Source organism: Klebsiella sp. CN_Kp066 (genome assembly GCF_040065135.1).
In the GTDB taxonomy this organism is placed as follows: domain Bacteria; phylum Pseudomonadota; class Gammaproteobacteria; order Enterobacterales; family Enterobacteriaceae; genus Klebsiella; species Klebsiella oxytoca.
Genome location: NZ_JBEAIU010000035.1, coordinates 147,865 through 163,190 on the forward strand (window position 1 = coordinate 147,865; position 15,326 = coordinate 163,190).

The following is a 15,326-nucleotide window of genomic DNA, read 5'->3' on the forward strand; positions in this document are numbered from 1 at the left end:
CCTATGTTGCGCTTTTCAGCCAACCTTTCGATGTTATTTCTGGAATATGATTTTCTGGATCGTTTTGAGAAAGCGGCGGCCTGCGGTTTTCGCGCCGTTGAGTTTATGTTCCCGTATGATTATGCGCCCGAGGTATTAAAGCAAAAGCTGAGCGACAACCGGCTGGAGCATACCTTACATAACTTACCCGCCGGCGACTGGGCGGCGGGAGAGCGCGGCATAGCCTGTATTCCCGGTCGCGAAGCGGAGTTCCGCGAAGGCGTGGATGCCGCAATCCGCTATGCCAAAGCGCTGGGCAATCGAAAAATCAACTGCCTGGTGGGTAAAACCCCGCCTGGCTACCGCGAGGATCATATTCGTTCCACGCTGGTGGCGAATTTACGTTTTGCCGCTGCCGCGCTGGCGCAGGAAGGTATTCTGCTGCTGATCGAACCGATTAATTACTTCGATATGCCGGGCTTTTATCTGAATACTACTCATCAGGCGCTGGCGCTTATTGATGAGGTCGGCAGCGATAATCTGAAAATTCAGTACGATATTTATCATATGCAGCGGATGGAGGGGGAGTTAACCCATACGATGCAAACTTATGCTAACCGTATTGGTCATTTACAGATTGCTGATAATCCGAATCGCGGTGAGCCGGGGACCGGTGAAATTAATTACGATTATCTTTTTAAATTTATTGATAGATCAAGCTATGACGGCTGGGTGGGCTGCGAATATAAACCGCTGACCACCACCGAAGCGGGTTTGACATGGTTTAATCACTACCGCTAATTTTTAATTTATCTTTGGGCAGTATTTATTATTCCAGACGCAGGGGTTTTATTTCCTGACAACAGGAAGGGATAACTATTGCCCGGGTAAATCGAAACAGAAATTCTGAGAGGAAACTTATGAAACTGGGATTTATTGGTCTGGGTATTATGGGCACCCCGATGGCGCTCCGACTTGCCAGGGCAGGCCACGTTCTGCACGTTACTACCATCGGCCCGGTTGCTGACGACCTGCTCAAGCAAGGCGCGCAGCATCTGGCTACCGCCGAGCAGGTTGCGGCGCAGTCGGAGATTATTTTCATCATGGTTCCGGATACCCCACAGGTTGCCGACGTTCTGTTTGGCGAGCGCGGCTGCGCCAAAGCGGCGCTGAAGGGGAAAACCATCGTGGATATGAGCTCTATCTCGCCGATTGAAACTAAGCGGTTTGCGCAGCAGGTGCGCGACCTGGGCGCGGATTATCTGGATGCTCCGGTATCCGGCGGCGAAATCGGCGCGCGTGAAGGCACGCTCTCAATTATGGTCGGCGGCGATGAAAACGTCTTTGCCCGCGTGAAACCGCTGTTTGATATTCTGGGTAAAAACATCACCCTCGTAGGCGGTAATGGCGACGGTCAGACCTGTAAAGTCGCCAATCAGATTATCGTCGCGCTGAATATTGAAGCAGTGTCCGAGGCGCTGGTTTTCGCGTCTAAAGCCGGAGCCGATCCCGCTCGCGTGCGTCAGGCGCTGATGGGCGGCTTTGCCTCCTCGCGTATTCTGGAAGTGCATGGCGAAAGAATGTTGAACCGGACGTTTAATCCCGGCTTTAAAATTTCCCTGCACCAGAAGGATCTTAATCTGGCATTGCAGAGCGCGAAAGCACTGGCGCTTAATTTACCGAATACGGCAACCTGTCAGGAGTTATTTAACACTTGCGCCGCCAACGGTGGTAGTGAATTAGACCACTCGTCTTTAGTTCAGGCGCTGGAATTAATGGCCAATCATAAAATATCGTAATAAGAAAATGCTGCCGGTTCCGGCAGCGTTTTTTAAACCTCACGGGTGAATTTATGGATACTATCAATAAAACGGGTATCGACTATTGGAAGAAAATAGTCGTGGTCATGAGTCTGGGCTGGGTGGCAATATGGATTTATCGTACCGTATTAACACCTATTTATCCGGAAATTCAGGCGTCCTTAGGTAACGTCAGTAATGCTGAAATCGGCGCGATTGCCAGCTTCTATTTTCTGGCCTATTGCGGAATGCAGATCCCCTGCGGCATTCTGGTCGATAAGCTGGGACAAAAAATTATGCTGATGTGCGGTTTCTCGCTGTTTATTATTGGTACGTTGAGTATTGCTAATGCGGGAAACCTGACGCTGATTTATATCGGCTCGCTGCTGGCCGGCGCTGGTTGCGCGTCGTTTTTTAGCTCCGCCTATTCGCTCTCCTCGGCCAATGTGCCGCAGGAACGCCGGGCGCTGGCGAACGCCATCATCAACAGCGGCTCCGCCATCGGCATGGGGATTGGCCTGATTGGCTCAAGCATTCTGGTCAAAAGCATGCATATGGCGTGGCAAAATGTCTTGTTTATCGTCGCCGCGATCCTGGTGGTGATGCTCTGCGTGTTTACCCTGGTGATTCGCCGCAAGCTAAAAGAGCCCGCCGTAGCGGAGAATAAGCCTGGCGCAGCGACTGCCGCTCCGGTCGCTGAAGAGAAATCGGCGCCGCTGTTTTCGCCGCTGCTGTGCAGCGTCTACTTTCTCTATTTCTGCACCTGCTACGGCTACTACCTGATCGTCACCTGGCTGCCTTCTTATCTTCAGACCGAACGCGGCTTTGACGGCGGCGCCATTGGTTTTGCTTCCGCGCTGGTGGCGGTGGTCGGGGTGCCGGGCGCGCTGTTCTTCAGCCATCTCTCGGATAAGTTCCGCGACAGTAAAGTCAAAGTGATTCTCGGGCTGGAGATTGTCGCTGCGGCCATGCTGATGTTTACCGTTCTCTCGCCGAATACCACCATGCTGATGATTAGCCTGGTGCTGTACGGACTACTGGGCAAAATGGCCGTTGACCCGATTCTTATCTCGTTCGTTTCCGAGCAGGCGTCAGCGAAAACATTAGGCCGCGCCTTTAGCTTGTTTAATTTCTTTGGCATGAGTTCGGCGGTGGTCGCACCGACGCTCACCGGTTTTATTTCCGACCTGACCGGTTCAAAAGAAATTAGTTTTGTGATGTCTGCCGGGTTGGTTATTACCGGAACGATACTGTTTGCGCTAATTACCTTGCGTAAGAACAAAATACAGTCAAAGACAATCCCAGTATAATAAAAAATAAATAATTAAAATTTGTTGTTCCACATAGCTAAACCTACAAACGTAATCCGATGCGTATTAAGAGGGAATTATGGAACAAACTCAAGATCTGTACAAAGCCAGGGGTTACAGCGACGATCTACTGCCCAAAGTAGCCTCGCAGCGTAACTGGAAAACATTTAACTATTTTACCTTATGGATGGGCTCCGTACACAACGTACCTAATTATGTAATGGTTGGTGGTTTTTTTATTCTCGGGCTATCAACGTTTAGTATAATGATGGCGATAATATTGAGTGCTTTTATTATTGCCCTGGTTATGGTGTTTAATGGTGCTGCCGGAAGTAAATACGGTGTCCCCTTCGCAATGATATTAAGAGCCTCTTATGGTGTGCGTGGTGCATTATTACCCGGCCTGCTCAGAGGCGGCATTGCGGCAATTATGTGGTTTGGTTTGCAATGCTATGCCGGCTCGCTGGCATTCCTGATCTTATTAGGCAAACTGTGGCCCGAGTTTCTGACGCTCGGCGGTGATTTTAAGCTGCTGGGACTGTCGTTGCCGGGGATGATCGCCTTTCTGGTTTTCTGGCTGATTAATGTGGCGATTGGTTTCGGCGGCGGAAAAGTTCTCAATAAATTTACCGCAATCCTCAATCCCTGCATCTATATTGTCTTCGGCGGCATGGCTATCTGGGCTATCTCGCTGGTCGGGATCGGTCCGATCCTTGACTATCTGCCGACCGGGGTGGCGAAAGCGGAGCATACCGGCTTCCTGTTCCTGGTCGTTATCAATGCGGTCGTTGCCGTCTGGGCCGCGCCGGCGGTGAGCGCCTCGGACTTTACCCAGAACGCGCGTTCGTTTCGCGAGCAGGCCGTTGGGCAAACCCTTGGCTTAGTGGTGGCCTATATTCTGTTCGCGGTGGCCGGAGTGTGCATTATCGCCGGCGCCAGTATCCATTACGGTATGGATACCTGGAACGTACTGGATATTGTGCAGAAATGGGACAGCCTGTTTGCCTCGTTCTTTGCGGTGCTGGTGATATTAATGACCACGATCTCCACCAACGCCACCGGTAATATTATTCCTGCGGGCTACCAAATTGCGGCGATTGCTCCCACGAAACTGACCTATAAAAACGGCGTGCTGATTGCCAGTATTATTAGCCTGCTGATCTGCCCCTGGAAATTAATGGAAAATCAGGACAGTATTTATCTTTTTCTCGATATTATCGGCGGCATGCTGGGTCCGGTTATTGGCGTAATGATGGCGCACTATTTTATCGTCATGCGTGGGCAAATTAATCTTGATGAACTTTACACCGCGCCTGGAGATTATAAATATTTCGATAATGGATTTAACGTTACCGCATTCCTGGTAACGATTGTGGCGGTTATTTTATCGCTCGGCGGAAAATTTATCCCGCTGCTCGAACCGTTCTCCCGCGTGTCGTGGTTTGTTGGTGTTATTGTCGCTTTTGCCGCCTACGCCTTGCTGAAAAAACGGGCCCAGCCGAATAACCTGGCGCGCCCCAATGCTGTGAATTGATTTTATTACAACCAGGAAAGTTTATTTCATGGATGAAGCTTCAAGAGCCAAAGCCATTGGTATTGCGGTGTACGTGGCTGCAAACAGAAGTATGGCGGCTTAATCGTCTGTACACATACAAGGAGTTTTATATGTCTTTTGATTTAATCATTAAAAACGGCACCGTCATTCTGGAAAACGAATCCCGGGTGGTCGATATCGCGGTTGCTGACGGCAAAATTGCCGCTATCGGTGAAAACCTGGGGGACGCGAAGCAGATCATGGATGCCACGGGGCTGATCGTTTCGCCGGGGATGGTCGATGCGCATACGCACATCTCTGAGCCGGGTCGTACCCACTGGGAAGGATACGAAACGGGTACCCGCGCGGCGGCAAAAGGGGGCATCACTACGATGATCGAAATGCCGCTGAACCAGCTGCCGGCCACCGTCGATCGAGAGACCATTGAGCTGAAATTCGACGCCGCGAAAGGCAAGTTGACCATCGATGCCGCGCAGCTTGGCGGCCTGGTCTCCTATAACCTTGACCGGCTGCACGAGCTGGATGAAGTGGGCGTGGTGGGGTTCAAATGCTTCGTCGCGACCTGCGGCGATCGCGGGATTGACAATGACTTCCGCGACGTTAACGACTGGCAGTTCTTCAAAGGCGTACAAAAGCTGGCCGAGATGAAGCAGACGGTACTGGTGCACTGCGAAAACGCGCTGATCTGCGATGAGCTGGGCGAAGAGGCGAAAAGAGAAGGGCGCGTGACCGCCCATGATTACGTCGCCTCCCGTCCGGTATTCACCGAAGTTGAGGCGATCCGCCGCGTTCTGTATCTGGCGAAGGTCGCCGGTTGCCGCCTGCACGTGTGCCACGTCAGCAGCCCGGAAGGGGTCGCCGAAGTGACGCGCGCCCGTCAGGAAGGTCAGGATGTCACCTGCGAATCCTGCCCGCACTACTTTGTACTGGATACCGAACAGTTTGAAAAGATTGGCACCCTGGCGAAATGCTCTCCGCCGATCCGCGACGCGGAAAATCAGAAAGGGCTGTGGGAAAAGCTATTCAACGGTGAGATCGACTGCCTGGTGTCCGACCACTCTCCGTGCCCGCCGGAAATGAAGGCGGGCAATATCATGCAGGCCTGGGGCGGGATTGCCGGTTTGCAAAACTGTATGGACGTCATGTTCGATGAAGCGGTCCAGAAGCGCGGTATGCCTTTGCCGCAGTTTGCTCGCCTGATGGCGACCAACGCCGCGGATATTTTCGGCCTGAAGCATAAGGGCCGCATCGCGCCGGGCAAAGACGCCGACCTGGTGTTTATTCAGCCGAACAGCAGCTACGTTCTGCAGGCGGAAGACCTTGAATATCGCCATAAAGTCAGCCCTTACGTAGGCCGTACGATTGGCGCGCGGATCGCCAGAACCCTCCTGCGCGGCGATGTGATCTATGACAGCGAGCAGGGCTTCCCGCACGCGCCGAAGGGGAAATTTATCCTTAAGCATCAGCAGTAACGGGGATCCGGTGAATTCCCGGCTTGCGGCGTAAACGCCTTCTCCGGGCTACGAGCCGATTTGTCGCCCGGATAAGGCGCAAGCCGCGACCCGGGGAATCACTTGCCCCATTCCATGCTCAGCGCCTGTTTAACGGCAGGCGCTTTTTCAGGATTCAATCATGGTGGTATTTCCGCTCAATAAACGAAACACCCTGGCGGGATTTCAATGGTTCTTCTTTATTTTCTGCAACACCGTCGTGGTACCGCCGACATTACAGTCTGCTTTTCAGCTGCCCGCCAGCGCGCTGATTACGCTGACTCAGTACGGTTTTATCACCACCGGGCTGGCCTGCCTGGCGCAGGCGCTGCTGGGCCATCGTCGGGCGATTATGGAAGGGCCTACGGGACTATGGTGGAGCACTATCCTGACCGTCACCGTCGGTGAAGCCGCGCGCGGCACTCCATTTGCCAGCATTGCGTCAAGCCTGGCGGTTGGCATCTCTCTGTCGGCGATATTCACCATCATCATCGGCGTGAGCGGCATCGGTCACCGCCTGGCGAAGCTCTTCAGCCCGACGGTCATGGTCTTTTTTATGCTGCTGCTCGGCGCGCAGCTCACCACGATCTTTTTTAAAGGCATGCTCGGGCTGCCTTTCAGTTCGACCCAGGCTAACGTGGGCGTTCAGCTGGCGCCGTTTAGCCTGGCGCTGGCGGTGATGCTGTTGGTGCTGGGGATGATCATTTTTCTTCCGGATGGCATTGCTCGCTATGCCCTGCTGTTTGGCACCCTCGTAGGCTGGGCTGGCTGGTACCTGCTGTTTCGCACTCCGCCCGCCACGATGGCATCCGGGCCGATTCACTGGCAGTGGTTTCCACTTGGCTACGGCGGGGAGCTACGCCCCGGCATTATTTTGACGGCGCTGCTGGCGGGGCTGGTGAATATTACGAATACCTACGGCGCAATTCGCGGTAGCGACGTTTTTTATCCCCAGCAGGGCGCCAGCAATACCCGCTACCGACGAAGCTTTATTATCTCCGGCCTGATGACCTTAATAACGGTTCCGCTCAGCGTGGTGCCGTTTTCGCCTTTTGTTTCATCGATAGGTTTATTAACCCAAACTGGAGAGACTTCTCGCCAGCCGTTTATTATCGGCTGCCTGTGCTGCCTGCTGGTGGGACTATTTACGCCGCTGACCCACTTTTTTACCACGCTGCCTTTGCCGATTAGCAGCGCGGTCATGCTGGTCTCCTATCTTCCGTTGTTATATTCCAGCTTATCTTTCAGTAAACAAATCACCTTCACCGCACGAAATATCTACCGGCTGGCGCTGCCGTTATTTATCGGCATCTTTTTAATGGGCCTGCCGCCGGTCTATCTCCAGACGCTGCCCCTGACAATTCGACCGCTATTAGGCAACGGCTTATTAATCGGCGTGCTGCTGGCGGTGGTGATGGAAAATCTCATTCCCTGGGATCGTATTAAGTAATGACATTAAAAAGGATGAACCATGAAAATAATTATTGCACCGGACTCTTTCAAAGAAAGCGTAAGCGCCAGCCGCTGCGCCCAGGCGATTAAGGCGGGCTTTACCTCTATTTTCCCGCAGGCAGAGTGCATCTGTCTGCCGATCGCCGACGGCGGCGAGGGGACGGTGGAGGCAATGGTTGAGGCCACCGAGGGTAAAATGGTGATGCTGCCGGTCATGGGGCCGATGGGCGATTTTGTCGGCGCTTTCTATGGCCTGAGCGGCGACGGACACACCGCGTTTATTGAGATGGCGGCGGCCAGCGGACTCATGCTGGTTCCCCCCGACGAACGCAACCCCCTGCAGGCCACCAGCTACGGCACCGGTGAGCTGATTCGCCATGCGCTGGACGCCGGCGTCCGTCACATAATTCTCGGTATTGGCGGCAGCGCCACGGTGGACGGCGGAATGGGGATGGCTCAGGCGCTGGGAGCACGCTTTGTTGATGAACGCGGCGAGAGCGTCGGCCTCGGCGGCGGAGCGTTAGAGCGGCTGGTCAACGTTGATTTACGCGATCTCGACCCGCGGCTTCGCGAGTGCCGGATTGACGTAGCCTGCGATGTGGATAATCCGCTGCTCGGCGAACGCGGCGCGGCGGCGGTCTTTGGCCCGCAAAAAGGGGCCTGCGCAGGCATGGTCGCCGTTCTGGAGCGCGGTTTAGAAAATTACGCTCAGGTGCTGCTGGCGGCAACCGGTCAGGATGTGACGGCGATGGTCGGCGGCGGCGCGGCCGGCGGGATGGGCGCGGCGGCTCGCGTATTCCTTAACGCCACGCTGAAATCGGGCATTGATATTGTGCTGGAGGCGGTTCATCTGGAGGAGGCGCTGCGCGATGCGGACCTGGTGATCACCGGCGAAGGGCGTATGGATTCGCAAACCGTCGGCGGCAAAGCGCCGGTTGGCGTGGCGCGGATCGCCAAAAAGCACGGCATTCCGGTTATCGGCATCGCCGGCGTGCTGGGTGACGGCGTCGAAGCGGTGCATCAGCATGGTATTGATGCGGTCTTTAGCATTCTTCCCGCGCTGGCGCCGCTGGCCGAGGTGCTGGATCGCGGCGAGCAGAATCTTTACGCCTGCGCGCGCAATATCGCCTGCGCCATCAAGCTTGGCCAGACGCTGCCTGCTTGAATAAAAAATGCCACGGTTCACACCGTGGCAAAATCCAACATAGCTAAACAAAAAAGTGAATTCTGGGCGTTTGATAACCAACCTGTTTTGAACACTGCGCCCGCTTTTTAGCGGCTGGCGCCTTACCCGGCCTACGAAATTGACGATAGCAAAAAGTTGTACTGAATCCGTAGGCCCGCGCCAGCGGGCAATAGTAACGTTTGCAGCTTGTCAGCCATCAGATCTCAACGTCGCGGTTGCAGTCTTTTGAATAGATGTAGCTGAACGTTTCCCGTCCGACGCCGTATCCCGCCTGCAGGGAGTAAGCGCCCATAAAGATATAATCGCCTTGCTTGACCGGAACCCAGCTGTTGTCGAGGTTATACACTCCCTGGCCGGAGAGAATATAGGCGCCATGCTCCTGGACGTGGGTTTCAATGTAGCCGTGGCTGGCCCCCGGTGCGAAAGAGAGAATATGCATATTCATATCGAAGCCCAGCTCTTTTGGCAGGAAATCGATCAGAATAACGTCTTCCATTCCTTCATAATGAATACGCTCCAGCTGGCTGACGTTGCCGGTGACCAGATAAGGCGCATGGCCCTCTGTCGGAACATAGCGGCGCTTATAGAGGAAGAGCTGGCTATCGGCTGAATGGTTATTACTGAAAGTCATCCGCTCACCCGGCGGGCAGTAAAGATAACCGCCTTCGGCCAGCGCGAAGGATTTACCCTGAGCCCCGGCGATGATTTCTCCCTTAATCACATACAGGAAGGTTTCGATGCCTTCGCCGCCAAAACCGCTTTGATGACCGCCGTTTTCATGCAGCGTGACCAGATAATCAACAAAGGTGGCGCCTAATTTCGGCGTTGACAAAATAGTCACATCGCAATGTTCAAAACCCGGAATAACGTTCTTGACCAGACCGTCCGGCGTCAGCAGCGCGTAATTGCCGTGGCGCACGATGGAACGGCTGGCCAGTAAATCATCGCGATAGCCAAGCACATTATTTAAATAACCCATGATCGTTTCCTTATTCAGTCCAGGCCAGTTGATGCAACATTAAGGCGAGCGTTTTTACGCCTTCCGCCAGATCCTCGATATGCGTGCTTTCCGCCGGGTTATGGCTGATGCCTTTGATGCTCGGCATAAAGATCATGCAGGTCGGGAAGCAGGGAGCGAATATCTGCGCGTCGTGTCCCGCGCCGCTGTGCATCACGCGGAAATTCACCTTCTCTTTTTCACAAAGCGCGGTGAGCTGGGCCACCAGCTTCTTATCCATGGGAACCGGAGCCTCATCCATCCACAGGTCGATCTCAATGCCGATATCCATCTCCTGACAGATCCGCCGCATATCGGCCTCAATGACCTCAGTAAATGCCGTTAACTCCAGAGCATCGGTATGGCGGCAGTCCATAGTGAAGACGGTTTTGCCCGGCACCACGTTGACGGTATTCGGCTGCGGGTCGACTTTACCGAAGGTGAGCACCAGCGGGTCACCGTGGGCTTTTGCTTTGGCGATAGATTCGCAGCAGATACGGCTAAAGGCGTGGACGGTATCGCGACGGTAGCCCATTGGCGTCGTGCCGGCATGGTTAGACTCGCCGGTGAGGGTGATGGTGTAGCGACGCTGTCCGACTATGGCGTTGACCACGCCGATAGACTGCTTGTTGGTTTCCAGCACGCGACCCTGCTCAATATGCAGCTCTACGAAGGCTTTAATATCCCGGCGCGGCGCCAGCGGAGCGGCAGGTAGGCTGAAACCGCACTGCTTCATGGCATCGATAAACGCCACGCCTTTAGCGTCTTTAATTTCGCGTACGTCCGCTGGATTAGCGATGCCGACGATATTTTTGCTGCCCCAGAAGACGTAAGGGAAGCGGCTACCTTCTTCTTCCGCTAACGCCAGCACTTCCACGGTGCGCAGCGGCGCCCCGTAGGTCTCTTTTAGCCAGCGAACCGCCAGCCAGGCCGCCAGCGCGCCGAACTGGCCGTCAAGATTGCCGCCGTTAACGACGCTATCAATATGCGAACCGCTGAGGATAACCTCATCGGGAAAGCGCGTGCCGGGCAGGCGACCATAGAGATTGCCCACTTCATCAAAGCGCGTTTCCAGTCCGCTTTCGCTCATTCTTTGTTTGAATGCCTGCTGCGCCTGCAGCCATTCTGGCGAATAGAGCAGGCGGGTTATGCCCCCGGTCGGGTCGGCGCCGAAAGAGGAAAGCCAGGGCAATGTCTCTTCTATTGCCTGTCGAAAATAATGAGCCATACGCAACTCCTGTATTTTAATTTATTGAGCAAACGGGGAATTGGTTTCATAAGAGCGGTTATATAAAGCGTCCGAAACCAGATAGTCATAAATCTCATCAACGATCTCGATACCGTTGACGGCGCTGTTTTTCTCATTGATATCCAGGTTCTGCCCGGGGTAATACACTTGGTTAAATCCGGGCGCTGGCGTAATGGCGTTTAATTCACGCATGGTGTCGCTGATATGCTGGCGGAATAGCGCGCTGGAGGAGAAAAATGCCGGGTTGATGACGATATGCAGCTGGCCCAGCTCGCGTCCCTGGCTCAGGTTGTCGTACATAGAGCTGACCTGGCGGCCGAAGGGGAGATTGAGCAAAATGCCGGAGAGGACGTCGATCATCATCATCAGGCCGTAGCCTTTCGGGCCGGCTGCCGGAAGCAGGGCGTGAACGGCAAAAGGATCGCGGGTCGGCGCGCCGTTTTTATCCACCGCCCAGCTATCGGGAATGGTTTCATGGCGCGAGCGGGCGTCGAGAATTTTCCCCCATGCCTGCACCGTGGTGGCCATGTCGAAGGTGATGATATCATCGCCCTCGCCGGGCGCGGCAAAGGCCAGCGGGTTGGTTCCGTAATAGATTTCCGCCCCGCCAAAAGGCACGACCATCGGGTCTGACTGGCACAGCGAAATCCCGATTAGCCCGGCGCGGGCGGCCTGCCGGGTGAAGTAAGAGATCGCTCCGCTGTGGCCCATACGCCGGATGCCGACCACGGCCACGCCGTTTTCCCTGGCCAATTCTATCGCGTGCTCCATGCCCATTTTGGCGGCCACCTGACCGGCGGCATTATCGGCATGCAAAATACCGCTGCAGGGGCCGTTCTTTTCAAAGGTGAAGGTGGGATGACGATTGGTTCCGCCTTTTGAAATACGTTCCGCATAATATTCAACGCGAACCGCGCCGTGCGAATGAATACCCCTGGCATCGGCATAAACCAGTACATCGGCAATGATATCCGCATGATTGCGAGTAAGCCCTGCTGTATTCAGCTTATTGGCAATAAGCTGATGAAGTGTTTCCCGACTGACTTTCATCTGTCTTCCTTTTAACGACGGTGTAGAGCCTGACTGCCAAATAAAATACGGGGAAAATAAACTTAAATTGTGATCTGTATTGGTAAAAATAGTTAGTTAGATTTTATTTAATAATCACCGTGGGTTTGTCAGAAGGGACCCGGTTAATCTATTCATTAAAAAACTCGGGCTAATGCCTTCGGCTTTATTTGAAAGCGTCTTGTAATAATTCTCATGTGATTCCGGTCACGCCGTCGATAATTTTATCCCGTTAGCCTGATGGCAGATTAACCATGCTCATTCAATTGCAATGGGTGCAATTATTGGGGAGTTATTATGATCCATGCCTTTATTAAAAAGGGCTGTTTCCAGGATTCGGTCAGCTTAATGATTATTTCACGCAAGCTGAGCGAGTCGGAAAATGTCGATGATGTTTCAGTCATGATGGGCACACCGGCAAATAAATCGCTGTTGGAAACGACCGGGTTCTGGCACGACGATTTTGCCAGCGCGACGCCAAATGACATTTGCGTGGCGATCCGCACCGATTGCGCGGATGCGTCGGTTACGCAAATGATCGCCGCCCGTCTTGATGAGGCCCTTACCGCCCTGGCGCAGGGGAGCGGGCAAAGTCAGAGCCTGAGCGTGGTTCGCCGCTGGCAAAGCGCAACGCAGAAGCTACCGCAGGCCAATATGACCTTAATTTCCGTTGCCGGGGAGTACGCCGCGGAGCTTGCCCATCAGGCGCTCAGCAGCGAGAAAAACGTCATGATCTTCTCCGACAACGTCACGCTGGAAGATGAAATCGCGCTCAAAACCCGCGCCCGCGACAAAGGGCTGCTGGTCATGGGGCCGGACTGCGGCACCGCCATGATTGCCGGCACGCCGCTGGCTTTCGCCAACGTTACGCCGGAAGGCAACATCGGCGTTATTGGCGCGTCCGGCACCGGTATTCAGGAGCTGGTCTCGCAGATTGTCCTCGGCGGCGAAGGGATCAGCCATGCGATCGGTCTCGGCGGCCGCGATCTGAGCGCCGAAGTGGGCGGCATCAGCGCGCAAACGGCGCTGGAAATGCTGACCCAGGATGCGCAGAGCCAGGTGCTGGCCTTTGTTTCTAAACCTCCCGCCGAAGCGGTGCGTCTGAAGATCATCGCCGCCATGAAGCGCAGCGCGAAACCGGTGGTGGCGCTATTTCTCGGCTATACGCCGCCGATCGCCCGCGATGAAAACGTCTGGTTCGCCCGCACGCTTGACGAGGCCGGGCGTCTGGCCTGCCTGCTGGCGCGAGTGGGGCGGCGTCAGGCAAGCCTTCCCGCGGTGGCGGGCAAGCAGATTCGCGGCTTATACACCGGCGGTACGCTGGCTGCTGAATCCGCAGGATTGCTGGCAGAACGGCTGAACATTACCCCTGATGCGCATCACCCGCAGGGCATGATGCTCGACGCGCAGGGGCACCGGGTCGTCGATCTTGGTGACGATTTTTACACTGTCGGCCGTCCGCATCCGATGATCGACCCCTCCCTGCGCAACCAGCTGATTGCCGAACTTGGCGCGGAAACTCAGGTTGGCGTACTACTGCTGGACGTGGTGATTGGCTACGGCGCCACCGCCGATCCGGCCGGCTCGCTGGTCGAAGCATGCCAGCGGGCGTGGGCGACCAGAGCCGACGATAGTCCGCTGCACGTTATCGCGACGGTGACCGGAACCGAAAGCGATCCGCAGTGCCGCTCCCGTCAGATTTCAGTCCTTGAAGATGCGGGGATCGCCGTGGTCGATAGCCTGCCTGAAGCCACCTTGCTTGCCGCCGCGCTGATTAGCCCGCCGCGGAAAGCCGCTCCTGCCCCGCGCGCCGGCCTGCTGGACGGCGTGTCGGTGATTAATGCTGGCCTGCGCAGCTTTGCGCTCGATTTACAGACCGCCGGAACGCCGGTTGTTCACTATCAGTGGGCGCCGATTGCCGGTGGGAATAAGAAACTGGCTCGTTTATTAGAACGTTTGCAATAAGAGGTCTCTATGTTTACATCAGTGGCGCAGGCCAATGACGCAGTAATAGAACGAATTCGTAATGCACGTCCGCACTGGCTGGATGTGAAGCCGGCGGGTTCTTTAATCGGGGCGCTGAATCAAAACAAAACGCTGCTCCACGCCGGGCCGCCGATGCGCTGGCAGGAGATGACCGGTCCGATGAAAGGGGCCTGCATTGGCGCCTGCCTGTTCGAAGGCTGGGCGCAGGATGAGAAAACGGCCCACGCGATGCTGGAAAACGGCGAGATTACCTTTATTCCCTGCCACCACGTTAATGCCGTAGGGCCGATGGGCGGTATTACTTCGCCGAATATGCCGATGCTGGTCGTGGAGAACATCGCCGAAGGTAACCGCGCGTATTGCAACCTGAACGAAGGCATTGGCAAGGTGATGCGTTTCGGCGCCTACGGCGAAGATGTGCAGCAGCGCCTGCGCTGGATGCGCGATGTGCTGATGCCCGTTCTCAGTGCGGCGCTGAAACAGATGACGCGCGGCATTGATCTCACCGCGATGATGGCGCAGGGCATCACCATGGGCGATGAGTTCCACCAGCGCAATATCGCCACCTCCGCGCTGCTGATGCGCACGCTGGCACCGCATCTGGCGCGACTCGACCACGACAAACAACAGATCGCCGAAGTGATGGATTTTCTCGCCATCACCGATCAGTTCTTCCTCAACCTGGCGATGGCCTACTGCAAATCAGCGATGGATGCCGGGGCGCAGATCCGCGCCGGCAGTATTGTCACCGCGATGACCCGCAATGGCGATATGTTCGGTATTCGCGTTAGCGGACTGGGCGACCGCTGGTTTACCGCACCGGTGAATACGCCGCAGGGGCTGTTCTTTACCGGTTTCTCTCAGGAACAGGCCAACCCGGATATGGGCGACAGCGCCATTACCGAAACCTTCGGCATCGGCGGCGCGGCGATGATTGCGGCGCCGGGGGTGACCCGCTTTGTCGGCGCTGGCGGAATGGAGGCGGCAAAATCCGTTTCGGAGGAGATGGCGGAAATCTTCCTTGAGCGCAATATGCAGCTGCAGATTCCTGGCTGGGATTTCCAGGGCGCCTGTCTCGGACTGGATATTCGCCGGGTGGTTGAAACCGGCATTACGCCGCTCATTAACACCGGGATCGCCCATAAAGAAGCGGGGATCGGCCAGATTGGCGCCGGAACCGTCAGAGCGCCGCTGGCCTGTTTCGAGCAGGCGCTGGAAGCGCTGGCGGACGAACTGGGCGTGAGCTGAGGTAGCG

Annotated in this window: 12 protein-coding genes; 9 read left to right on the forward strand and 3 right to left on the reverse strand. The window is 55.3% G+C overall.

The genetic code is table 11. The features are described 5' to 3' along the window. Positions 1-3: 3 nt before the first annotated feature. From hyi to glxK, 7 genes are all read left to right on the forward strand, one after another. Entirely contained in the window at positions 4-780 is a 777-nt protein-coding gene (hyi, locus tag ABLV75_RS13375) for a hydroxypyruvate isomerase (protein ID WP_004099744.1), read from the forward strand. 119 nt (positions 781-899) lie between these two features. Beyond that, positions 900-1,778, forward strand: coding sequence for a 2-hydroxy-3-oxopropionate reductase (gene glxR, locus ABLV75_RS13380; RefSeq protein ID WP_004099746.1), 879 nt, complete (start codon positions 900-902; stop codon positions 1,776-1,778). A gap of 53 nt (positions 1,779-1,831) precedes the next feature. Then, the gene (locus ABLV75_RS13385) at positions 1,832-3,088 is read left to right on the forward strand and encodes an MFS transporter (RefSeq protein ID WP_004099748.1); all 1,257 of its coding nucleotides are present in this window, start codon (positions 1,832-1,834) and stop codon (positions 3,086-3,088) included. Between the two features lie 79 nt (positions 3,089-3,167). Further along, on the forward strand, positions 3,168-4,622 hold the full coding sequence (locus ABLV75_RS13390; RefSeq protein ID WP_004099750.1) for a putative allantoin permease: 1,455 nt from the start codon (positions 3,168-3,170) through the stop codon (positions 4,620-4,622). A 131-nt stretch (positions 4,623-4,753) separates the two neighbouring features. Beyond that, the gene (gene allB, locus ABLV75_RS13395; RefSeq protein ID WP_004099754.1) at positions 4,754-6,115 is read left to right on the forward strand and encodes an allantoinase AllB; all 1,362 of its coding nucleotides are present in this window, start codon (positions 4,754-4,756) and stop codon (positions 6,113-6,115) included. 160 nt (positions 6,116-6,275) lie between these two features. After that, positions 6,276-7,583, forward strand: a complete 1,308-nt coding sequence (locus tag ABLV75_RS13400) for a uracil/xanthine transporter (RefSeq protein ID WP_004099755.1) — start codon at positions 6,276-6,278, stop codon at positions 7,581-7,583. A gap of 21 nt (positions 7,584-7,604) precedes the next feature. Continuing rightward, a complete protein-coding gene (glxK, locus tag ABLV75_RS13405) occupies positions 7,605-8,750 on the forward strand; it encodes a glycerate 3-kinase (RefSeq protein WP_004099756.1) in 1,146 nt (381 codons plus the stop codon). A 217-nt stretch (positions 8,751-8,967) separates the two neighbouring features. On the opposite strand, the gene allE is transcribed toward glxK, so the two are convergent. The 3 genes from allE to allD are packed head-to-tail and all read right to left on the reverse strand — an operon-like array spanning position 8,968 to position 12,067. After that, entirely contained in the window at positions 8,968-9,750 is a 783-nt protein-coding gene (gene allE, locus ABLV75_RS13410) for a (S)-ureidoglycine aminohydrolase (protein WP_049101471.1), read from the reverse strand. Positions 9,751-9,760: 10 nt separating this feature from the next. Continuing rightward, entirely contained in the window at positions 9,761-10,996 is a 1,236-nt protein-coding gene (allC, locus tag ABLV75_RS13415) for an allantoate deiminase (protein ID WP_004099758.1), read from the reverse strand. 21 nt (positions 10,997-11,017) lie between these two features. After that, the gene (gene allD / locus ABLV75_RS13420) at positions 11,018-12,067 is read right to left on the reverse strand and encodes an ureidoglycolate dehydrogenase (protein ID WP_004099759.1); all 1,050 of its coding nucleotides are present in this window, start codon (positions 12,065-12,067) and stop codon (positions 11,018-11,020) included. 315 nt (positions 12,068-12,382) lie between these two features. On the opposite strand from allD, the gene ABLV75_RS13425 reads away from it, so the two are divergent. Both ABLV75_RS13425 and ABLV75_RS13430 read left to right on the forward strand, forming a co-directional pair. Next, positions 12,383-14,050 carry an acyl-CoA synthetase FdrA gene (locus tag ABLV75_RS13425; RefSeq protein WP_004099761.1) on the forward strand — a complete coding sequence of 556 codons (1,668 nt, stop codon included), beginning with the start codon at positions 12,383-12,385 and terminating at the stop codon, positions 14,048-14,050. A 9-nt stretch (positions 14,051-14,059) separates the two neighbouring features. Next, a complete protein-coding gene (locus ABLV75_RS13430; RefSeq protein WP_004099762.1) occupies positions 14,060-15,319 on the forward strand; it encodes a DUF1116 domain-containing protein in 1,260 nt (419 codons plus the stop codon). Positions 15,320-15,326: the final 7 nt, after the last annotated feature.